At 57.7% G+C, this 20,376-nt stretch carries 20 protein-coding genes; 12 read left to right on the forward strand and 8 right to left on the reverse strand.

The window, feature by feature from the left end; genetic code table 11:
- Position 1: 1 nt before the first annotated feature.
- Positions 2-1,576 (reverse strand): RimK family protein, encoded by a 1,575-nt coding sequence (locus ACYZT0_RS11885; RefSeq protein ID WP_462045990.1) that lies wholly within the window; start codon positions 1,574-1,576, stop codon positions 2-4.
- 92 nt (positions 1,577-1,668) lie between these two features.
- Between ACYZT0_RS11885 and rimI the strand changes: the two genes are divergently transcribed.
- Positions 1,669-2,868, forward strand: a complete 1,200-nt coding sequence (gene rimI, locus ACYZT0_RS11890; RefSeq protein WP_462045991.1) for a ribosomal protein S18-alanine N-acetyltransferase — start codon at positions 1,669-1,671, stop codon at positions 2,866-2,868.
- Here rimI and ACYZT0_RS11895 read toward each other — a convergent pair.
- Together ACYZT0_RS11895 and ACYZT0_RS11900 are read right to left on the reverse strand one after the other, a co-directional pair.
- Positions 2,768-3,919, reverse strand: a complete 1,152-nt coding sequence (locus ACYZT0_RS11895) for a PQQ-dependent sugar dehydrogenase (RefSeq protein ID WP_462045992.1) — start codon at positions 3,917-3,919, stop codon at positions 2,768-2,770. The genes rimI and ACYZT0_RS11895 overlap by 101 nt on opposite strands.
- A gap of 51 nt (positions 3,920-3,970) precedes the next feature.
- Positions 3,971-4,327, reverse strand: a complete 357-nt coding sequence (locus ACYZT0_RS11900) for a hypothetical protein (RefSeq protein ID WP_462045993.1) — start codon at positions 4,325-4,327, stop codon at positions 3,971-3,973.
- 199 nt (positions 4,328-4,526) lie between these two features.
- Here ACYZT0_RS11900 and ku point away from each other — a divergent pair, with 199 nt between their 5' ends.
- Positions 4,527-5,393 carry a non-homologous end joining protein Ku gene (ku, locus tag ACYZT0_RS11905; RefSeq protein ID WP_462045994.1) on the forward strand — a complete coding sequence of 289 codons (867 nt, stop codon included), beginning with the start codon at positions 4,527-4,529 and terminating at the stop codon, positions 5,391-5,393.
- Between the two features lie 131 nt (positions 5,394-5,524).
- On the opposite strand, the gene lpxO is transcribed toward ku, so the two are convergent.
- Positions 5,525-6,424, reverse strand: a complete 900-nt coding sequence (gene lpxO / locus ACYZT0_RS11910; RefSeq protein ID WP_462045995.1) for a lipid A hydroxylase LpxO — start codon at positions 6,422-6,424, stop codon at positions 5,525-5,527.
- Positions 6,425-6,839: 415 nt separating this feature from the next.
- Between lpxO and ACYZT0_RS11915 the strand changes: the two genes are divergently transcribed.
- Both ACYZT0_RS11915 and ACYZT0_RS11920 read left to right on the forward strand, forming a co-directional pair.
- Positions 6,840-8,426 carry an ABC-F family ATPase gene (locus ACYZT0_RS11915; RefSeq protein ID WP_462045996.1) on the forward strand — a complete coding sequence of 529 codons (1,587 nt, stop codon included), beginning with the start codon at positions 6,840-6,842 and terminating at the stop codon, positions 8,424-8,426.
- Between the two features lie 262 nt (positions 8,427-8,688).
- Positions 8,689-9,879, forward strand: a complete 1,191-nt coding sequence (locus ACYZT0_RS11920) for an MFS transporter (protein WP_462045997.1) — start codon at positions 8,689-8,691, stop codon at positions 9,877-9,879.
- Here the strand turns inward: ACYZT0_RS11920 and ACYZT0_RS11925 are convergent, their stop codons facing one another.
- Together ACYZT0_RS11925 and ACYZT0_RS11930 are read right to left on the reverse strand one after the other, a co-directional pair.
- Complete coding sequence (locus tag ACYZT0_RS11925) at positions 9,880-10,917, reverse strand: alpha/beta hydrolase family protein (RefSeq protein WP_462045998.1); 1,038 nt, start codon at positions 10,915-10,917, stop codon at positions 9,880-9,882. It lies immediately after the preceding gene.
- 169 nt (positions 10,918-11,086) lie between these two features.
- A complete protein-coding gene (locus tag ACYZT0_RS11930; protein WP_462045999.1) occupies positions 11,087-11,698 on the reverse strand; it encodes an FMN-dependent NADH-azoreductase in 612 nt (203 codons plus the stop codon).
- A 128-nt stretch (positions 11,699-11,826) separates the two neighbouring features.
- On the opposite strand from ACYZT0_RS11930, the gene ACYZT0_RS11935 reads away from it, so the two are divergent.
- Positions 11,827-12,735 carry a LysR substrate-binding domain-containing protein gene (locus ACYZT0_RS11935; RefSeq protein ID WP_462046000.1) on the forward strand — a complete coding sequence of 303 codons (909 nt, stop codon included), beginning with the start codon at positions 11,827-11,829 and terminating at the stop codon, positions 12,733-12,735.
- Positions 12,732-13,091 carry an MmcQ/YjbR family DNA-binding protein gene (locus ACYZT0_RS11940; RefSeq protein WP_462046001.1) on the forward strand — a complete coding sequence of 120 codons (360 nt, stop codon included), beginning with the start codon at positions 12,732-12,734 and terminating at the stop codon, positions 13,089-13,091. Before ACYZT0_RS11935 ends, ACYZT0_RS11940 begins: the two co-directional genes overlap by 4 nt.
- Here ACYZT0_RS11940 and ACYZT0_RS11945 read toward each other — a convergent pair.
- Positions 13,088-13,516, reverse strand: a complete 429-nt coding sequence (locus ACYZT0_RS11945) for a DUF1294 domain-containing protein (RefSeq protein WP_462046002.1) — start codon at positions 13,514-13,516, stop codon at positions 13,088-13,090. The two genes, ACYZT0_RS11940 and ACYZT0_RS11945, sit on opposite strands and share 4 nt — an antisense overlap.
- Positions 13,513-14,343, reverse strand: a complete 831-nt coding sequence (locus ACYZT0_RS11950; protein WP_462046003.1) for an undecaprenyl-diphosphate phosphatase — start codon at positions 14,341-14,343, stop codon at positions 13,513-13,515. The genes ACYZT0_RS11945 and ACYZT0_RS11950 overlap by 4 nt, the downstream gene beginning before the upstream one ends.
- Positions 14,344-14,635: 292 nt before the next feature.
- Between ACYZT0_RS11950 and ACYZT0_RS11955 the strand changes: the two genes are divergently transcribed.
- From ACYZT0_RS11955 to ACYZT0_RS11980, 6 genes are all read left to right on the forward strand, one after another.
- Positions 14,636-16,270, forward strand: coding sequence for a methyl-accepting chemotaxis protein (locus ACYZT0_RS11955; RefSeq protein ID WP_462046004.1), 1,635 nt, complete (start codon positions 14,636-14,638; stop codon positions 16,268-16,270).
- 208 nt (positions 16,271-16,478) lie between these two features.
- A complete protein-coding gene (pnuC, locus tag ACYZT0_RS11960) occupies positions 16,479-17,042 on the forward strand; it encodes a nicotinamide riboside transporter PnuC (RefSeq protein WP_462046005.1) in 564 nt (187 codons plus the stop codon).
- Positions 17,039-17,563: an AAA family ATPase gene (locus tag ACYZT0_RS11965; RefSeq protein WP_462046554.1), complete on the forward strand. Its 525-nt coding sequence runs from the start codon at positions 17,039-17,041 to the stop codon at positions 17,561-17,563. The genes pnuC and ACYZT0_RS11965 overlap by 4 nt, the downstream gene beginning before the upstream one ends.
- A 330-nt stretch (positions 17,564-17,893) precedes the next feature.
- A complete protein-coding gene (locus tag ACYZT0_RS11970) occupies positions 17,894-18,331 on the forward strand; it encodes a hypothetical protein (protein ID WP_462046006.1) in 438 nt (145 codons plus the stop codon).
- A gap of 1 nt (position 18,332) precedes the next feature.
- The gene (locus ACYZT0_RS11975) at positions 18,333-18,905 is read left to right on the forward strand and encodes an adhesin (protein ID WP_462046007.1); all 573 of its coding nucleotides are present in this window, start codon (positions 18,333-18,335) and stop codon (positions 18,903-18,905) included.
- Between the two features lie 51 nt (positions 18,906-18,956).
- Positions 18,957-20,375 (forward strand): heme utilization protein, encoded by a 1,419-nt coding sequence (locus tag ACYZT0_RS11980; protein ID WP_462046008.1) that lies wholly within the window; start codon positions 18,957-18,959, stop codon positions 20,373-20,375.
- Position 20,376 lies beyond the last annotated feature (1 nt).

The raw sequence follows: 20,376 nt of genomic DNA on the forward strand, positions 1-20,376 counted from the left end.
CTCACCAAGCCTGGCCGCGGCGCTTGAGTTCCAGGCGACGAACGAACTCTTCCAGCACCAGTGAATACAGATCGTCCTGCAAGTAAGCGTCTTCGATGCCGGCGTCCATGTTCGGGTTGTCGTTGACCTCGATCACCACCACTTTGTCGCCGGACTGCTTGAGGTCGACACCGTAGAGGCCATCACCGATCAGGTTCGCCGTCTTCACCGCCAGTTCCACCACCGCCCGCGGGGCTTCGTGAACCGCCAGGGTGCGGCATTCGCCGTTGATGTCCTGGCCCTTGGCCTTGTGGTTGTAGATCTGCCAATGGCCCTTGGACATGAAGTACTGGCAGGCAAAGATCGGTTTTCGGTTGAGTACGCCGATGCGCCAGTCGTATTCGGTGTAGAAGAACTCCTGGGCCAGCAACAGCACGGAATGTTCAAACAGTTCGGCGGTGGCTTCGAGCAAGGCTTGCTGGCTTTCGACCTTAATCACACCCCGAGAGAAACAGCCGTCGGGAATCTTCAATACCAACGGGAAACCGAGGCGCTCGCCCACCCGCTCAAAGTCTTCCGGTCGCTCTTTGTAGAGAATCTCGGTGGCGGGCATGCCCAGTTGATGGCTCTTGAGCAGATCGGTCAGATACACCTTGTTGGTGCAACGCAAAATTGACGCCGGGTCGTCCATCACCACCAGCCCTTCGCTCTCGGCTTTCTTGGCAAAGCGGTAGGTATGGTTGTCGACGCTTGTCGTCTCGCGGATCAGCAGCCCGTCGTATTCGGCGATACGCACGTAGTCCTTGCGCTCAATCAGCTCGACGTCGATGCCCAACGTCTTGCCAACCCTGACGAAGTTGTCCAGCGCCTTGGCATTCGACGGCGGCAACGCTTCCTGGGGATCGTGGAGGATTGCCAGGTCATAACGGGCCAAACGCCGGGAACGCGGCACGCGCCAGATCTTGCGGCTGAAACTATCGAGTGCGTTAGCGAACTGGTCTTCCTGATCTTCGCGCAACTTATGTAAGGCGCCGGACTTTATGCCTTCGATGTGCCAACCATTCGTTCGACGAAACTCAACTAACAATATTGGACACGGAAAGACTTCAAACAACTGTCGCGCCAGATCCTGCAACGGCTCGATATGAGTCTTGCCAAAGTACAGTGTCAGGGTAAAGCCTTCGGTATCACTGTAAAGATGATGACTGAGGGCTTTTTCCAGGGTTTTATCCAGATCATCCAGGGCCAGGCCATACAAGGATTTTCGAGTCAGTTCGCTGATGGTCCGCACCGACGGAATCACCTTGTGCCCACGGGCTTCGGCCAGCAGTGAGCAGTAATATCCGTGCCCCAGGTATTTGTAGCTGCGGCACAGGTTGATCACCTGAACCCGTTTGCCCTGCTCGCTGGCACGGGTTTGTTCGAGGTACTCCTGGGCGCTGACGATGTCTTCACTGGGGAAGTAGGAGGTCCAGTCTTCCTTGCGTTCGACGATAATAATCAAGTGGCTGGAAGTTCTAATCCCATCATTTAAATAAGTTGCTGCCGGCAAAGTTTGCTCGGATACTTCGCGCCAATGACTTTGTACCGCTGACATAGTGATTGATCCGTTGGAGAACAAGACCTTTCCTATTAAGCATGAACTTTTTAGAAAGTCCCGTTTCGTTACGCAACTTTTACGGTGCTCATATGAATCTGGTTTTTCGCTTGGCGGTCGTTGAGGACTTACCGGCACTGCTGGAACTTGAACAGCAATGCTTCACAACGGATCGGCTCAACAGTCGCAGCTTTTTATGGATGATCACTCGAGCGCACGGGCAATTGCTGGTAGCCCAGCGTGGCGAGAATCTGGTGGGTTACGCGGTCGTGCTGTTTCACCGCGGCACCTCGCTGGCTCGGCTCTATTCAATTGCAATCGCGACCGCGGTGCGTGGCAGCGGACTGGGTAAGCAGTTGCTTGACCGCATCGAAGCCTGCGCCCTTGAACACGACTGCGCCTACTTGCGGCTTGAGGTACGCATCGACAATCCAGCGGCGATTGCCCTTTATGAGCGCAATGGCTACCGGCGTTTCGCTCTGATCCATGACTATTACCAGGACCATGCCGATGCGCTGCGGCTGGAGAAGCGCATTCTCCAGCACCGAGACTCACGCAACATCAAGGTGCCCTACTACCCGCAAACCACCGATTTCACTTGCGGCCCGGCCTGTCTGCTGATGGCCATGGGCGCGCTGCAAGCGGATCGAGTGCTGGAGCGTCGCGAAGAACTGCAGATCTGGCGTGAAGCGACCACTGTGTTCATGACCTCCGGCCATGGTGGCTGCAGCCCTCAAGGGCTGGCGCTGGCGGCATGGCAACGAGGGTTTCGGGTACGACTTCAACTGAGCATGGCCGGGCCCCTGTTTCTCGATGGCGTACGCGATGCGCATAAAAAAGATGTAATGCGTCTGGTGCACGAGGATTTTACGGCGCAGCTGCACACCACTGACGTTGAACACGTGATCGGCGGCTCGCTGGACCTTCCAGGTTTACTGAACGGTGGCGGACAACCGCTGGTGCTCATCAGCAGCTACCGACTGACCCGTTCCAAATCGCCACATTGGGTGATCGTCACCGATTGCGATGAAGAGTTCGTTTACCTGCATGACCCGGATGTGGACCACAGCCAGCATCGCCAACCCATGGACTGCCAGCATTTGCCGGTCAGCCATGGGGAATTCGACAAGATGAGCAGCTTCGGGCGAGGCAAGTTACGAGCGGCGGTAATTCTGTATGCCCCCGATCCGGTTACTTCAGGCCAATCTTGTACAGCGTTCCGTCGTCTTCATCGGTCAACACATACAAATACCCGTCCGGCCCCTGCCGCACATCGCGAATGCGCTTGTTGAGTTCGCCGAGCAAACGCTCTTCGTGCACCACTTTGTCGCCGTCAAACTGCAAGCGGATCAACTCCTGACTCACCAGCGCGCCGATAAACACGTTGTGCTGCCAGACTTTGAAGCGGTCAGCGTCGTAGAAGGTCATGCCACTGAGGCCGGGGGACTTTTCCCAGACATGGTGAGGTGTGACGGTGCCTTCGGCGGATTTGCCCTTGGCTTCCGGAATCGGTTGGCCGGAATAGTTGATGCCGTGGGTTGCCATCGGCCAGCCGTAGTTCTTGCCTCGCTCGATGATGTTGATTTCGTCGCCACCCTGGGGACCGTGTTCGTTTTCCCAAAGAGTGCCGGTCCAGGGATTGAGCGCCGCGCCCTGCGGGTTGCGATGGCCGTAGGACCAGATTTCCGGGCGTACACCGGCCTGACCGACAAAAGGGTTGTCATCCGGCACTTTGCCGTCCGGATAGATACGCACGATCTTGCCTTGCAGCTTGTCGAGGTCCTGAGCAGTCGGCCGGTCGTTGTTCTCGCCAAGGGTGATGAACAGATAGCCGTCGCGGTCGAACACCAGGCGCGAACCAAAGTGGTTACCGACCGAAAGCTTGGGCTCCTGGCGGAAAATCACTTTGAAATCCTTGAGGGCCGTCAGGTCGTCAGACAAACGTCCGCGACCGACCGCCGTCCCGGCCTTGTCGCCCTCACCGCCACCTTCGGCATAAGACAGATAGACCGTGCGGTCTTGCTTGAAGTCAGGCGACAACACCACATCCAGCAGACCGCCCTGCCCCTTGGCCCACACCTTTGGTACGCCACTGAGCGGAGCGGAAAGTTTACCGTCGGCGCTGACCACCCGCAGATTGCCGGGCCGTTCGGTCACCAGCATCCCTTGCCGATCGGGCAGAAACGCCAAGGCCCAGGGATGTTCGAGCCCCTTGGTAATCGGCGTCACCTCAAGGGTGCCCTGTTCGCTTTTAAAATTCTGGGTCGGCGCCGCGAAAACGGGTGCCGTGGCGGTGATCAATGCGCTGGCACACAGTGTGGCCAGAAGGGTCTTACACAACATGCACGATTCCTTTTGTCGTTCGAATGGCTTGAAAGAACGCTGTCCTGTTGTTCAACGGTTGCTGGTGCCCGCGTCTCGATGTGGTGGATTGGGGATGAATGTCGGTGGGGTGGCGGGAGGCGGCCGGTCTTGGGGATAACGGTTGCCGACGCCACCATTGTCAAGCGTCGGGGGGCGTGGCACAGGCACTGTGTTCGGCCCACGGATGGCCGGCGCGCTGGGTTGAGTGCCTTGCATGCTGTTGGGATTGGCCCGGCGAATCGGGCTGTTGTAAGGATTGCTGGTGTTGCCCGTTGGGCTCTGGGCCATCAGCAATGAAGAAGGTGGCGGTGCGGTGTCAGCCTGGGCCAGATTGCTCAGCACGCCACTCAACGCCAACGCGGTGCAGCCGAGCACAAATCTGTTCATGGGGAGCCTCTCGACATCAGCGTGGATAGGGTCTTCGATAGCACGCTACGCCCGAGGTTCGGATTTGTTAACTAAAACCTCCTTCACAAGATGTAACACGAGTTGACCCCGCCGCCGATCCGCCCTCCCAGGCCGCAACCCGCTGAAACTTTTGCACAGCGTCACCGGTCACCTGAACATCACTCGCGAGAAGACGACAATGGCACGGGCAATCTGGAAAGGCGCAATCAGTTTCGGTCTGGTGCATATCCCTGTCGCGCTGGTCTCGGCGACGTCTTCTCAAGGGGTGGATTTCGACTGGCTCGACAGCCGCAGCATGGACCCGGTGGGCTACAAGCGCGTCAACAAGGTCACCGGCAAGGAAGTCACCAAGGAACACATCGTTAAAGGTGTGCAGTACGAAAAGGGTCGGTATGTGGTCCTCAGCGAAGAGGAAATCAAGTCGGCGCACCCACTGTCCACTCAGACCATCGATATCTTTTCCTTCGTCGACAGCGAACAGATCCCACTGCAAAACATCGATACGCCCTACTACCTCGCACCGGATAAACGCGGTGGCAAGGTCTATGCGCTATTGCGCGAAACGTTAAGCAAAACCAACAAGGTCGCCCTCGCCCACGTTGTCTTGCATACCCGTCAGCATCTAGCGGCACTGATGCCACTGGAGTCGGCGATGGTGCTGGTGATGCTGCGCTGGCCTGCCGAAGTGCGAAGTCTGAATACGCTAGAGTTGGGCAGTGAAGTCACCAAGCCCGAACTCGTCAAGGGCGAACTGGACATGGCCAAACGACTGGTTGAAGACATGAGCGCCGACTGGAAACCCGAGGATTATCGCGACAGTTTTGAAGACAAGATCATGGCGCTGGTTGAGAGGAAGGCTAACGAAGGCAAGATCGAAGATGTGGAAACGGCGACGGGCGAAGAGGAGCGTAAAACTGCGGATGTTATTGATTTGACCGAGCTGCTTAAGCGCAGTCTTGGGGGCAAGAGTGCGGGCAAAACCCCGAGTAAGCCGGCAGCCAAAGCAACAACAGCGAAGAAGGCTACCAAACGGTCTAGCGGTTGATTGAAGAGTTGCGGTGAGTTTTATGGCCTCTTCGCGGGCAAGCCATGCTCCTACGGGTTTTGTGCTGTTCACAACAAACGCTGTTGATCACACGACCCCTGTAGGAGCATGGCTTGCCAGCGAAGGCATCTTCAGATCAGGACAAAAACAGCCAGCAACCCACCAAAAATCGCCCACTTTTCGAGGTAATAAAGTTTGCGGTTACGCTTCTTGAGCGCTTTGCCCCGCAGGCGAATCTTGTAGATTTTGGCAAACAAGCGGTTAATACCGCCGGTCTTGTCGCCCACATCGTTCGGCGCGACTGCCGCCGACATCACGTTACGGCTGAACCAGCCATTGAACGCCGCCGCCCAGCGATACTTCATCGGGCGCTCAACGTCACAGAACAGAATGATGCGGTTCTGCTGAGTAGCGTTTTCGGCGTAATGAATGAAAGTCTCGTCGAACATGACCGCTTCACCATCGCGCCAGTGGTAGTTCTCGCCATCAACGTTGATATAGCAACCGGCATCGTTCGGTGTTTCCAAACCCAGGTGATAACGGTAGGAACCGGCATAGGGATCGCGGTGACGGACCAGTTTCGAACCCGGCGGCAACTCGGCGAACATCGCGGCTTTGATTGAGACGATGCTTTGCACCAGTTCGGTGGTACGCGGGCAGAGTTTCATGGCCGAAGGATGACTGTCGCCGTACCACTTCAGGTAGAAACGTTTCCAGCCACTCTTGAAGAACGAGTTGAAGCCAATGTCGTCGTATTGATTCGAGCGCTTGATCTCTCCGGCCTTGAGCAGGCTCTGGCCCTCGGCGCGAATTTCTTCCCAATGGTCCTGCAACGGACTCAGATCAGGGAAATCGGCAGGGTTGAGATAAGGCTTGCTGGGGATTTTCGAGAACAGATAAAGGAAGCAGTTGATCGGCGCCAGAAACGTCGAGTGGTCGCTCAGTTGGCGGCCCAGCTTGTGGCGCACGCGTCCGCGCAAGTGGACGTACGCAATGGATACGACGTAAATAGCCGCAATGATCAGTTTCACAGAAATCGTCACACGTCAGAAGTGAACAAACTGCGTCCCTTGCCGACCCATCGGCCCAAGGGTCTTGGCATTCTAGCCACAGTTTGTAACCAATAGTTAACCTTCAACGGTGAAAATCTGTCCGCTGATGCTGCCAAAGCGGCCGTGCGGCCTTAACGCTCTATCGTTTAAAGAGCCAGACCAGTACAATCGCCGCCAAACATTACGCGCCCCCCTTGGTTGATGACGGGAATGAACCCCGTCTCAGCGCACTTCGACTCGGGCCAAGCGCTCCATATGCTGCTGTCCACTTATTGCCAGATGGACCTTCCGCTTCTGACCGGGATGCAATTCCTGTGGTTCGAATACCGGAAACGGGTACTGAATCGGTACTGCCGCAACCCTAGCTACTCTGAATGCTTCGCAGGAAAAACCTTTGATCTCTACAGCTAACATCACGATGCAGTTCGGCGCCAAGCCGCTATTCGAAAACGTTTCGGTCAAATTCGGCGCGGGCAACCGCTACGGTCTGATCGGCGCCAACGGTTGCGGCAAGTCGACCTTCATGAAAATCCTCGGCGGCGACCTTGATCCGTCCGGCGGCCAGGTCATGCTGGAGCCGAATGTACGCCTGGGTAAACTGCGCCAGGACCAGTTCGCCTACGAAGAATTCACCGTGCTCGACACCGTGATCATGGGCCACGAAGAGCTGTGGAAGGTCAAGGCCGAGCGCGACCGCATCTACTCGCTGCCGGAAATGACCGAAGAAGACGGCATGGCCGTGGCAGAGCTGGAAACCGAGTTCGCCGAGATGGACGGCTACACCGCCGAATCCCGCGCCGGTGAACTGTTGCTGGGCCTGGGTATTGCGTTGGAACAACACTTCGGCCCGATGAGCGAAGTGTCCCCAGGCTGGAAACTGCGCGTATTGCTGGCCCAGGCGCTGTTTTCCGATCCTGAAGTGCTGTTGCTCGACGAACCGACCAACCACTTGGACATCAACACCATCCGCTGGCTGGAAAACATCCTGACCCAGCGCTCCAGCCTGATGATCATCATCTCTCACGACCGTCACTTCCTGAACAGCGTGTGCACCCACATGGCTGACCTGGACTACGGCGAGCTGCGCCTGTTCCCGGGCAACTACGACGAGTACATGACCGTGGCGACCCAGTCCCGCGAGCAACTGCTGTCGGACAACGCCAAGAAGAAGGCGCAGATCTCCGAACTGCAATCCTTCGTCAGCCGCTTCTCGGCAAACGCCTCGAAAGCCAAACAGGCCACTTCCCGTGCCAAGGCGATCGACAAGATCCAGCTGGCCGAGGTCAAGCCTTCGAGCCGCGTGAGCCCGTTCATCCGTTTCGAACAAACCAAGAAGCTGCACCGCCAGGCGGTCATCGTCGATCGCATGGCCAAAGGCTTCGACGGCAAGCCGCTGTTCAAAGACTTCAGCTTCCAGGTTGAAGCGGGCGAGCGCGTGGCAATCATCGGCCCGAACGGTATCGGCAAGACCACCCTGCTACGCACCCTGGTCAACGAACTGACCCCGGATGCCGGTAGCATCAAGTGGACCGACGCCGCGGAACTGGGCTACTACGCCCAGGACCACGCTTCGGACTTCGAAGACGACATGAACCTGTTCGACTGGATGGGCCAGTGGACTCAGGGCGAACAAGTGATTCGCGGTACTTTGGGCCGCATGCTGTTCTCCAACGACGAGATCCTCAAGTCTGTCAAGGTCATCTCCGGTGGTGAGCAAGGTCGCATGCTGTTCGGCAAGCTGATCCTGCAAAAGCCGAACGTGCTGATCATGGACGAACCGACCAACCACTTGGACATGGAATCCATCGAAGCGTTGAACCTGGCGCTGGAGAACTACCCGGGCACGCTGATCTTCGTCAGCCACGACCGTGAGTTCGTATCGTCCCTGGCCACCCGCATCATCGAGTTGAGCGCCAACGGCGTGATCGACTTCAGCGGCACGTATGACGACTACCTGCGTAGCCAGGGTGTTGTGTTCTAAGCGTCTGCTGCAACTGAAAAGCCCTGTCCTGGTGACGGGGCTTTTTTGTATCGATCGTTCCCACGCTCCGCGTGGGAATGCAGCCCGGGACGCTCCGCGTCCCTTCTGGAGCCGAACGCGGAGCGTCCGTTGAGGCATTCCCACGCAGAGCGTGGGAACGATCAGCCACGATCGGCCGTGAGAAATTAGTTAGCCTGCTTCCCTTTATTTCCCATGCGAGCCATGATGCCGTTGTCCCACCGCCGCCCGCGAACGAGCCCTCATGTCTGCGCAGCAACTGCCACCACAAAGCTCCACGGCGATCACCCTGCAGATCGTCTCCATCGTCTTCTATACCTTTATTGCCTTCCTCTGCATCGGCCTGCCGATTGCGGTGTTGCCGGGGTATGTCCACGAACAGCTGGGTTTCAGCGCAATCATCGCGGGGCTGACCATCGGCTCGCAATACCTGGCCACCCTGCTCAGCCGCCCGATGGCCGGGCGTATGTCGGACAGCATCGGCACCAAGCGAGCGATTGTTTACGGGTTATCGGGGATAGTGTTGAGCGGCGTGCTGACGTTGATTTCTACGCTGCTGCAAAGCGTTCCATTGCTGAGCCTGTTGATCCTGATCGCTGGCCGCTTGTTGCTGGGGATTGCCCAAGGTTTGATTGGGGTCGGCACCATCAGTTGGTGCATGGGTCAGGTGGGCGCTGAACATACCGCGCGATCAATCTCCTGGAACGGCATCGCCTCCTACGGCGCCATCGCCATTGGTGCGCCGCTGGGGGTGGTGATGGTGGGTGAGCTGGGATTCGCCAGTCTTGGGATCGCGCTGTCGGTGCTGGCGCTGGCGGCGTTGTTACTGATCCGCAACAAGCCTTCGGTGCCGGTGATACGCGGCGAGCGCCTGCCGTTCTGGGCAGTGTTCGGGCGTATTGCACCGTTCGGCGCGAGCCTGAGCCTCGCGTCCATTGGCTACGGCACCTTGACCACCTTCATTACCCTGTATTACGTCAGCCGCGGCTGGGTCGGCGCGGCCTATTGCCTGACGGTGTTCGGCGTCTGTTTCATTCTGGCGCGGCTGTTGTTCATCTCCAGCATCAGCCGTTTCGGTGGATTTACCTCAGCCATTGCCTGCATGAGCATTGAAACAGTGGGCTTGGTGCTGCTGTGGCTCGCGCCTTCGACCGGTTATGCGCTGATCGGCGCAGGCCTGACCGGGTTCGGTCTGTCGCTGGTCTATCCGGCGTTGGGGGTCGAAGCGATCAAGCAAGTGCCCAACTCCAGTCGCGGGGCGGGACTGAGTGCTTACGCGGTGTTTTTCGATCTGGCGCTGGCGATTGCCGGGCCGTTGATGGGCGCGGTGGCGTTGAACCTGGGGTATACGTGGATTTTCTTCAGCGCGGCGTTGCTGTCGGTAGCAGGATTGGGCGTGACACTGTTGTTGAAACGCCGTGCGATGAGCGCCTGATTACTGATCAGCAGTCTGCATCCCGGCCCTGCTCGGTTTGCCCAGAGCGTGGGAGAAGAAACGTCCGGCTTCGGACACCAGGGTGCGGTGAATGTCTTTGCGGTCGACGCCATCGGCATCGGTGCACAGCGCCGGCATGGCGATGATCTGTTCGTCGTTGCAAGGCGCCATGAACACGAAGTGCCCTGCCCCGGCCAGCAACTTGAAGTCCGGTGCTATCGGCAGTTTGCGCGCCAGGGCGGCGGCATTCTTGTCGAACGCCACCAGTTTGTCGCCGTCGCCGCTGTATAGCAGCACCGGCACATGTACGTCGGCCAGGGTATGGCGGCCAAACTTCAGGCTCAGCGGCGCCATTAGCAGCAAGGCGCGAACCCGAGGGTCAGCCACCGGTTGCAAGTCATCACGGTCGACAATCAATTCACCTTGGGTGTTGCAGGCATCGCGGTCGTCGGGGCGCTCCTGGCAATAGCGGCGCAGGCGGTCCAGGTCTGGCGTCGCGCCGGACAGAATCAGCGCCGTCTCCCCACCCGCCGAATAGCCGATCACACCGACCTGATTGGCATTGACGAAGGGCGCGAGCATACGATCGCCGAGCGTCGCGGTAATGGCTTCAGAAATCTGGATGGGCCGACCATAAAGGTTACTCAAAGTACCGAGGCGGCTGTGGTCTTTGGAGTTGTCACCGGGGTGGATCACCGCCACCACCACAAAACCTTTGCGTGCCAGCGACGTGGCGAGGTCGTGCAAGGCCAGCGGGGTTCCTGTGTTGCCGTGGGACAGCATCAGCAGCGGGAAACGGCCGATGGCGACTGGGGTGTCCTCGCCCGCTTCGACCGTGTAGCCCTCGATTTTGCTGGAGTGCTCCTTGTCGATGGAGGGATAGAAGGCGATGGCGCGCATTGGCTGCAAGTCCAGAGGGTCGAGAAAGCTCATCTCATGGAAGCCGGCGCTCCAGTGAGGATGCGGCGCAGGCGCGGCGTGCACTGAATTCAAGCTGCTGAGCAGGCAAATCAGTAACGTTGCACAAAGACGCGCCATGAGATGCCCCACCTTGTTACTTGACCGGAGACGGTAACCCTCGACTGCATAACTCGGGCCAGGAGATGAAACAGCCAGAAACAAAAAACTCCGCTTCTGGCACTTGCGTGATCAGAATACAGAGTTTTTTGGGTATTACCCGAGCTGTTTGATTTTCTTTACATTAGCCTTACGCCGCGGCGAACAACTGCTCGCTGATTTGCGTGTGAGCGTCGCTCATGGCTTTGGTGCGGACGTCGTCACCGTAAGCAAGGCCATGGGCACGGACGAATTCGATGTCCGTGATGCCGATGAAGCCGAACAGCACTTTCAAGTAATCTTCGTGAGCAACACCCGTCGCTTGACCGGCATGCAGACCACCGGCAGTCGATACGATGACGACTTTCTTGCCACCGCACAGGCCATCAGGGCCGGCTTCGGTGTAACGGAAGGTCTGACCGGCAACGGCGATGCGGTCGATCCAGGCCTTGAGTTGAGTCGGGATAGTGAAGTTGTACATCGGGGCTGCAATCACCACGGCATCGGCGGCGAGGAATTCGGCCAGCGTCGAGGCGCTCAGCTCGGCTTCGTGCTGCTGGGCAGCGTTGCGCAGTTCAGCGGTAGTACCGGCGGCAACCAGGGTGGTGGCGGAAAAATGGCTGATCGCATCGGCGGCCAGGTCGCGGTAGGTCACCACGGCAGCCGGCTCGGCGGTTTGCCAGGCTTTAACGACTTCGCTGCTCAGCTGACGGGAAGCCGAGTTGTCACCAAGAATGCTCGAATCGATATGCAGCAGTTTCATGTGGGATCTCCAGGTAAGGATCGCTACGCGGCGATCTGATGGAGTGAATCCTACAGGCGAAACCAATAGATGATTAGACCGCAACAATGCGATAGTTCGTCCCACTGATAGAACAATCGAGTTCAACTATGCAAGACCTCAATGATCTTTACTACTTCGCCAAGGTGGTTGAAGCCGGTGGCTTCGCTGCGGCCGGACGTTTGCTCGCCATTCCCAAGTCGCGATTATCACGGCGCATCGCCGAGCTGGAAGAACGTCTGGGTGCGCGCCTGCTGCAACGCACCACTCGACAACTGAAGCTGACTGCCGTGGGTGAACGTTATCTGCGGCACTGTCAGGCGATGCTGCTGGAAGCCGAGATGGCGGATGAAGCCGTCGCCAGCATGTCCAGCGAACCTCGCGGGCGTTTGCGGGTGTCCTGCCCCGTCGGGCTGGCCCATGAGATGTTGCCGACGGTGATCAGCAAATTTCTTGAAAAGCACCCTCAGGTTCAACTTGAAGTCATGCTGCTCAATCGCCGCGTCGATCTGGTGACCGAGGGCGTCGATGTCGCGCTGCGGGTACGTGAGTTGGGCGATGAGGATCCGCTGTTGGTCACCCGACGTTTGCGCCAGGCACAGATGGCGATGGTCGCCAGCCCCGCTTTCTTGCACGGACGTGAAATCAACCACCCCGAAGACCTGAAAAACCTGCCTGTGCTCGGCGCCCTGGAAACCGACCGCATGGTTCATATCCGCATGCTCGATCAACAGGGTAAAAGCTTTGAGCTGAGCCTCGAAGCGCGATTGGGCATCGATGACTTTATCGTGCGCAAGGCCTGCACCCTCGCTGGCCAGGGTTTTACGATGCTGCCGATGATGTATTGCGAGCAGGAACTGGAAAATGGCTCGCTGGTGCAGTTGCTGCCCGATTGGTCGCTGCCTGGCGGCTGGCTGCAAGCGGTCTACCCTCATCGACGCGGGGTGATGCCGGCCGTACGCGCCTGGCTCGACCATTTGATCGAATCATTCAATGCCTGTGGGGACCGACTGATATGAAGGCTGGACGTATGTGCGAAGAGGACGTCGCGCGATTCTGTCTCGCGCTGCCGGGTGCGCGGGAAGACTACAAGTGGGGCGGCGTGCGGGTGTTTTCGATTGCGGGGAACAAGATGTTCGCCTTGCAGAATCTGCGGGGTGACTCCCTGGCCTTCAAGGTCGACAAGGACTTGTTCCTCGGTCATTGCGACCGCCCGGGAATCCGCCCGGCGCCGTATCTGGCGCGGGCTCAGTGGATCATCATGGAAACGCCCTACCCTTTGGGCACTGAAGAGCTGCAAGGCTTGTTGCAACGTTCCCATCAACTGGTGGTGAGCAAGTTGCCCAAGCGTACCCAGGTCGGACTGCTGCTTTAAAACAGCGCCAGCAGATTTGCACCCAGAAACAGTTGATCGATCCAGAACACTTGGTGCAGCAGCACGATCACCCAGAAGATCAGCTGAAACGACACTTTGCGCGTCTTGTGCCGAAACAGCTGCTGCGCCAGCACGGCGCCCGGCCAGCCGCCGGCGAGTTCCACCGCATGCAGCACGTTCTCTGGTGTGCGCCAATTGTCGGCACGAGCCTTGCGTTTGTCGCTCCAGTACAGAAAGAACGCCAGCACGCTGACGATCCCGTACGCTGCCAGGGGAATCACCGAAATCCCGCGCAGCCACAACGACATCGAGCCGAACAGCGGCAGCGCGCACAGCACCGCGAACACCAGCAGTTTCAGCCGCAGTTTCTGGATCTCTCCACCGGGCTTGCGTCCGAGGTTGTTGCGCGTGCTGGCGTCATTCATGATTTGACCGCGGCCCAGTCAACCCAACCAAACTGCCAGGTGGCCAGGATGACCAGGCCAAACGCGATGCGATACCAGGCGAACGCTGCGTAGCTGTGGCTGGCGATGAACTTGAGCAAGCCCTTGACAGCAATCATTGCAAAGATGAAGGCGGTGACGAAGCCGATCGCGAACACCGGAAAATCAGACGGTACGAACAGGTTGCGGTATTTGTAGCCCGAATACACCGCGGCAGCGACCATGGTCGGCATCGCCAGAAAAAACGAGAACTCGGTAGCGGTCTTGCGTGACAGCCCGAACAGCAGGCCACCAATGATGGTCGAGCCAGAGCGTGACGTCCCGGGAATCATCGCCAGGCACTGGGCGAAGCCGACTTTAAGGGCGTCTTTCCAGGTGATCTCATCAACGGTTTCGGCATGCACTTCATGCTGACGCTTTTCTGCCCACAACATGACGATCCCGCCCACCACCAACGCCGCAGCGACTGTGATCGGGTTGAACAGGTACTCGTGGATCAAATCGGAAAAAATCACCCCCAGCACCACGGCCGGCATGAAGGCAATCAACAGGTTTGCGGTAAAGCGGCGAGCGCCGGGCTGCGTTGGCAAACCGGTCACCACTTCGAGGATCTTGCGGCGAAACTCCCACACCACCGCCAGAATCGCCCCCAGCTGAATAATAATGTTGAAAGCAATCGCCCGTTCGCCACCGAAGTTGAGCAAGTCCGCCACAATGATTTGGTGACCGGTACTGGAAATGGGCAAAAACTCCGTCAGCCCTTCTACAACGCCTAAAATCAATGCCTGCAAGGCCGTCCAAAGATCCATCAATCCCCCAAAAGCGATGCGCAAAAGCATGCCCCGTTAATATTTGTCAGAGCGTTCACTGCGATCAGCGTAGCTGAAGTCCCGCGCGCACAGAATCCAGACGAAACCGTAAAAATTCCGTGAAAAATCAACTTGGATTCAGGTTTTTCCGTGCGGGGCCGAAATCCTATCAGACAAGTCTGATTAGCGCTGCCGCGTTATTGGACTTGGGTCGGATATGACCGATCGGCAAAGTGTGGTTGGATGCTGGCGATCATTTATTACAAGAAAAAGAAACCGGAGAGACAGCGTTATGAACAGCTTGCGCAGTATGTCGATCAGCCGACGTTTGTGGCTCATCTTGATCGTGGCCGTGATGATGCTAATGACGTTGGGCGTCTTGATGCTCAAGCAGATTCACGACGACCTCTACCACGCCAAGGCTCAAAAAACCCAGCATGTAGTGCAAACCGCCAGCGGCATTCTGACCTATTACCACGACCTCGAAACCGCCGGCACGCTCACCCGCGATGCCGCGCAGAAGCAGGCACTGACAGCCGTTCGCGGTCTGCGCTATGACCAGAGTGACTACTTCTGGATCAATGACCTGACGCCGGTGATGATCATGCACCCGGCCAACCCGAAACTCGATGGCCAGAACCTCTCGGCGATCCGCGACCCGGATGGTTTTGCCCTGTTTAACGAAATGGTCGCCGTCGCCAAGTCCAAGGGCGCCGGCACCATCGACTATCGCTGGCCTAAACCGGGAGCCAGCGCGCCGGTAGAAAAAACGTCCTACGTCAAACTGTTCGAACCCTGGGGCTGGGTGATCGGTTCGGGCGTGTATATCGATGACATGCAGGCCGAGTTCTATGGCCAGGTCTGGAAGGCCTCGTTCGTGGGACTGGTAATTGCCCTGATCATGGCGCTACTGGTGATCCTGATTGCTCGCAGCATCGTGCGTCCACTGCAGGAAACCGTGAACGCCATGGCCAACATCGCCAGCGGCGAGAGCGACCTGACCCGCAGCCTCGACACCCATGGCCAGGATGAAGTCACGCAACTGGCACAACACTTCAACGCCTTCACCGCCAAGCTGCGACTGGTGATCAAAGAACTGCAAGTGTCGGCCAGTGCCTTGGGCCAGTCGTCCAGGGAACTGGGCAACGACGCCACCCAGGCTCAGCAACGTAGCCAGCAGCAGTCCCAACAAATGGAATTGGTGGCCACTGCCATCAATGAAGTGACGTATGGCGTGCACGATGTTGCGAAAAACGCCGAGCACGCCGCCAGCGAAATGCGCGATGCCGAGTCTCAGGCGCAGCAGGGCCAGGTCAATATCGATGGCAGCCTGCAACAGATCGACAAGTTGTCGTCGACTATCGATCAGGCGGTGGAAGTGATTCGCACCTTGGCCGCCGAAAGCACCCAGATCGGCAGCGTCCTCGAAGTGATCCGCTCCATCGCCGAGCAAACCAACCTGCTGGCCCTCAACGCGGCCATCGAAGCCGCCCGGGCCGGCGAGCAAGGTCGCGGTTTTGCGGTGGTGGCCGATGAAGTACGACTGCTGGCCCAGCGTACCCAGAAGTCCACGGCCGAGATCCAGTCGATGATCGAGCGCCTGCAAAGTCATTCCGAAGCGGCGGTCAAAGTGATCGGCGACAGCAGCCGTGCATCACAGTTGACCATCGAGCAGGCCGGCCTGGCCGGTGCAAGCCTGAATGCCATTGGCCAGGCGCTGCGCAACCTCAACGGGCTTAACGCCTCCATCGCCAGCGCGACCTTGCAACAGGCGCATGTGGTCGAGGACATCAACCAGAACGTCACCCAGGCAGCCGGTTTGTCCCACAGCACGGCGCTGGCGGCCGAACACTCGAGCGTGGCCAGCGTTCACCTGAAGGAATTGAGTGAGCAGTTGAACGGTCTGCTCAAGCAGTTCCGCGTTTAACAAGATAAACGCTAAACGCTGTGGTGAGGCTGTTCTGGTTAGGAGCTGTTGTGGCGAGGGGACTTGTCCCCGTTGGACTGCGAAGCGGTCCCAAAGCTTTTACGACTGCTTCGCAGCCGAACGGGGACAAGTCCCCTCGCCACAGAAGCCCACTCGCCACAATCTGGGTACAATCCGCCCTCTCTTCGATTTCCCCCAAGGAACCTCCATGTCCGGGCTTGAACTGTTTGCCGCTGCCCTCGGTGTCATTGCCGTCTGGTTGACGGTCAAACAGAACCCTTGGTGCTGGCCGATCGGCCTGGTCATGGTGCTGCTTTATAGCTGGATCTTTTTTGAGGTGAAGCTTTACTCGGACATGCTGCTGCAGGTGATCTACGCCGCGTTGCAACTCTATGGCTGGTGGCAATGGACGCGTGCGGGGGACGCGCATCAGGGTCGGCAAGTCAGCCAACTCGACGGTAAATCGGTCGCTTTCGGCCTGATCACTGGAGCAGTCGGCAGTTTGTTGCTGGGTGCTGCAATGGCGAACTGGACCGATGCCGCCCAACCCTGGCTCGATGCCGCGCTGACGGGCTTCAGCCTTGTGGCGCAATTATGGATGGCGCAAAAACGCGTGCAGTGCTGGCCGCTTTGGATCGTCCTGGACTGTATTTTCGTCGGCCTGTTCCTGTACAAGGGAATGTACCTGACTGCTGCCCTGTATGGTCTGTTCACCCTCCTGGCCATTCAAGGCTGGCGCACATGGCGCAGCGATCCGCTGCTGTGCCCATGAAGGTATTGGTGCTGGCAGGACCGGAATCCAGCGGCAAAAGCTGGCTTTCGAGTGAAATTCACGCCAATTTTGGCGGCATATTGGTCGGTGAGTACGTTCGGTATTTCATCGAAAGTGAAGCCCGCGCAACCTGCTACGAAGACATTTCATCCATAGCACATGGCCAGCTGGCTTGGGAAGATGACGCACGCTCCAAACAACCGTCACTGTTGATTCTAGATACGCACCTCCTAAGCAATATCCTTTGGAGTCGCACTTTGTTTGGCGCTTGCCCGACGTGGATCGAGCAAGCACTGCTGGCACGGCACTACGACATGCATTTGCTGCTGAGCCCTGAAACCGTGGCCTGGCATGACGACGGGCAGCGTTGCCAACCGCAACTGGCAGAACGCCAGGCGTTTTTCCAGGCCAGCCGCCAATGGCTTGAACTGCACCGCCAGCCTTGCCAGGTGCTGCAAGGTGATTGGAAACAGCGCAAGGACGTGGCATTCGAAGCTGTGACGCGCTTGCTCAAAGCCTGACAGGGGCACCCCGCCCTGCCGCAAATGTCCATTCCTGAAACACCCACCCCTGCGCAAACCAGCGAGCTAAAGCGACCCGAGCACGCCGGCAAGAAAATGTTAATCCACTGATACAACCTGCCTTCAGCGCCCTTAGCGAGCAATGCCGCCAGCATGGACGGCGCTTTTGCGCGGCTCTGTGTCAGTGGCGTTACAAAATTTTTTGACGACCTCGAAAATTAAAGCCAACCAACTGTTTTTAAAAGAAAAACAAAAACCGGCACACCTTCTGCTCTCTTCCTCGCAACGCTGATAAGGGCCAGCGTTCTACTTACAGAAGGAATTGCCGCCGTGGGGAAATTTGATAAAAGCATCTATAGCGTACTGCTGATCGGATTCGCACTGGGCTCAAGTTTCTGCCTGCCTGTACAGGCTGACAACGGCGTCATTATTATCAAACGTGATGTCCAACCGCGCATGGCAACGCGTCCGCCGGTGATGCCCGACCCTAACCCCACGACCGCCAATGCCAACCCGTCCCAACATATCCTCAGACAAACGAACGAGTTGAGCGACGGCGACTTTGCCAGCGTCGCCAGTGGAGCAGGCATCTCCCGCCTGATCGCTCAAGGCTCCAGCAACCTGGGCGGCGATATCACCAACCAGACCCAGCTTTCCAACCTCCCCGCTGGACGTTCGGGAAATTCGGGCAACGGTATTGCCAACATGGTCAATTCAAACATCCAACAAGGCTTGGGTGCTCTGAAAGTCATAACGGGAGACCGTTAAGATGAATCGTACGCTGCTGATTATCGCCATGTTTTGCAGTGCATCGACCTTTGCCCAACCTCCCGTCATCAATAACGCCGAAATCGACGGTTCGGGCATGCAGTACCAAGGCAACCTCTCGGTCAACCAGGCTGCGGGCGATCAGCAGCAACAGGCCAACGCCCGAGCCATCGCCATTGGCAACAATGCCAGTGCTAGCACACAGATTCGCCAACGGCTGCGTACGCGCGTCGACCCCAGGATCGATGCTCGATCCAACATTCAAGGCGACTCCTTCAGCCACGGCAACGGCGTACTAGGCGTCAACCAAAGCGCGGGCGCCAGCAACCAGCAAGCCAATGCCCTGCGGATAAGCATCAGTAAACAGCCGCAAAGTATCGACGACAGCGTCCTCAGGCAACAGAACGTGACGCTGATCACCAACTCCGATCCAACTGACTCTGCACCAGGCTATCGCCAGGTCGCTACCAGCGATCAGGCCTTCACCGGTAGCCGTGGGGTGATCCAGTTGAATCAGAGCGCCGGGGTGGGAAACCGAACTGCCAACATCCTGAGCGTACGGGTCACGGATTGACCCAAACAGGTAAGAACAACACTTAACCTAAAATAAGTACGGAGAATCACCATGAAACCTTCGATGGCAATAAAGCCTCTGGTTTTTGCAATCGCTGCGGTCTTGGCTGTTGCTGCACAAGCTGGACAGACCGATGGACGTGGTCACCATAATGGTCATAACGGTCACCACACCCCTCCTCCAACATGGATCCATACCGACGCGACCGCCAATGCGAACGATAGGCAGAACAGTACCGGCAACCGCATCTACAACGAAGGGACTAAGAACTCAGCCGAGATGAGCAGCTCTGGCTCAGGCGCGAGCGGCAACGTCGGCGTCAACGTGGCAGCAGGCGCCGGCAACCAACAAGACAACGCGGCCGCCATCGCAAACGCTGGCTCCACCTCCAGTCTCGATAACAGCTTCGTGTTCGGCACTTCCGAAGCCACCGCTCGAGTCACGCAATACAGCAACAACAACAAGGTCTGGAACTATGGCACCACAAACTCTGCCGTGATGAGCGGATCTGGCGATGGCAGCAGCGGCAATATGGGCATCAACATTGCTGGCGGCGACCTCAACCAACAGAAAAACACCATGGCAATTGCCAACTCCAATGCCCCGCTGGGTAACGCAACAGCCACCGCCTCTGCCAATCAAAGCGGTCCTGGCCTGACAGTGGATAACAAGGCTGATCGGACCTTCCGTGTGGATACGATTACCGTTACGAACACGGCCAGCGGTAGTTTCTCTAAAGATAAGTCATTTGAGGCTAGCGGCAGTGAAAGCGCTTCTTCGAGCTGGGCCGCGGCCGGTTCCAAGAGCTCTAATTCCAGCGGTTCCCTTAGCGTTGATATAAGCGGTTCTAAGAGCAGCAATGCGAGCGGTTCCAACAGCAGTACTGCGAGCGGTTCTAACAGCAGTAATGCAAGCGGTTCTTCGAGTGCTTCTTTGAGTGCTTCCTTGAGCGCTACTTTGGACGCTGCTGCGGCGGCTTCCAGTTCCGTTACCTTTAATAACGGCAATGGCGATCGCACCCGCAGCCGGTCTTCCGACGCATCGCTTAACGCATCGCTCGACGCAACGCTTGATGTATCGCGCAACTCCTCGTACGACAGATCGCGCGATTCCTCGTACGACAGATCGCGCGACTCCTCGTACGACAGATCGAGCGATTCCTCGTTCGCAAAATCGTTCGATAAATCGTTCGAGAAATCGAACGCCTCCTCGTTCGAAAAATCGGGCAGTAAATCGTCCGAATCCGAGTTCGCAAAAGCGGGAAGCTTCAGTGAGAGCAGTTCATTTGATTTGAGCAACACCTATTCCTATCAAGTGCTGACTCCAACTGGCTGGGCCAACCCTGTGACCAACACTGCAACCCTGAGCGGTTCGGTGAATGGCGGCAGTGGCAACCTGGGCGTCAACGTGGCTGCCGGTGTGGGTAACCAACAAAGCAACTCGCTGGCCATCTCCAACCAATCGTTCTAAT

Source organism: Pseudomonas sp. ZS1P83 (assembly GCF_054897825.1).

Bases quoted from the DNA above. Each gene is read 5' to 3' on its own strand.
- ACYZT0_RS11885 (WP_462045990.1), bottom strand. From the start codon at position 1,576: ATGTCAGCGGTACAAAGTCATTGGCGCGAAGTATCCGAGCAAACTTTG.
- rimI (WP_462045991.1), top strand. From the start codon at position 1,669: ATGAATCTGGTTTTTCGCTTGGCGGTCGTTGAGGACTTACCGGCACTG.
- ACYZT0_RS11895 (WP_462045992.1), bottom strand. From the start codon at position 3,919: ATGTTGTGTAAGACCCTTCTGGCCACACTGTGTGCCAGCGCATTGATC.
- ACYZT0_RS11900 (WP_462045993.1), bottom strand. From the start codon at position 4,327: ATGAACAGATTTGTGCTCGGCTGCACCGCGTTGGCGTTGAGTGGCGTG.
- ku (WP_462045994.1), top strand. From the start codon at position 4,527: ATGGCACGGGCAATCTGGAAAGGCGCAATCAGTTTCGGTCTGGTGCAT.
- ACYZT0_RS11920 (WP_462045997.1), top strand. From the start codon at position 8,689: ATGTCTGCGCAGCAACTGCCACCACAAAGCTCCACGGCGATCACCCTG.
- ACYZT0_RS11925 (WP_462045998.1), bottom strand. From the start codon at position 10,917: ATGGCGCGTCTTTGTGCAACGTTACTGATTTGCCTGCTCAGCAGCTTG.
- ACYZT0_RS11930 (WP_462045999.1), bottom strand. From the start codon at position 11,698: ATGAAACTGCTGCATATCGATTCGAGCATTCTTGGTGACAACTCGGCT.
- ACYZT0_RS11935 (WP_462046000.1), top strand. From the start codon at position 11,827: ATGCAAGACCTCAATGATCTTTACTACTTCGCCAAGGTGGTTGAAGCC.
- ACYZT0_RS11940 (WP_462046001.1), top strand. From the start codon at position 12,732: ATGAAGGCTGGACGTATGTGCGAAGAGGACGTCGCGCGATTCTGTCTC.
- ACYZT0_RS11945 (WP_462046002.1), bottom strand. From the start codon at position 13,516: ATGAATGACGCCAGCACGCGCAACAACCTCGGACGCAAGCCCGGTGGA.
- ACYZT0_RS11950 (WP_462046003.1), bottom strand. From the start codon at position 14,343: ATGGATCTTTGGACGGCCTTGCAGGCATTGATTTTAGGCGTTGTAGAA.
- ACYZT0_RS11955 (WP_462046004.1), top strand. From the start codon at position 14,636: ATGAACAGCTTGCGCAGTATGTCGATCAGCCGACGTTTGTGGCTCATC.
- pnuC (WP_462046005.1), top strand. From the start codon at position 16,479: ATGTCCGGGCTTGAACTGTTTGCCGCTGCCCTCGGTGTCATTGCCGTC.
- ACYZT0_RS11965 (WP_462046554.1), top strand. From the start codon at position 17,039: ATGAAGGTATTGGTGCTGGCAGGACCGGAATCCAGCGGCAAAAGCTGG.
- ACYZT0_RS11975 (WP_462046007.1), top strand. From the start codon at position 18,333: ATGAATCGTACGCTGCTGATTATCGCCATGTTTTGCAGTGCATCGACC.
- ACYZT0_RS11980 (WP_462046008.1), top strand. From the start codon at position 18,957: ATGAAACCTTCGATGGCAATAAAGCCTCTGGTTTTTGCAATCGCTGCG.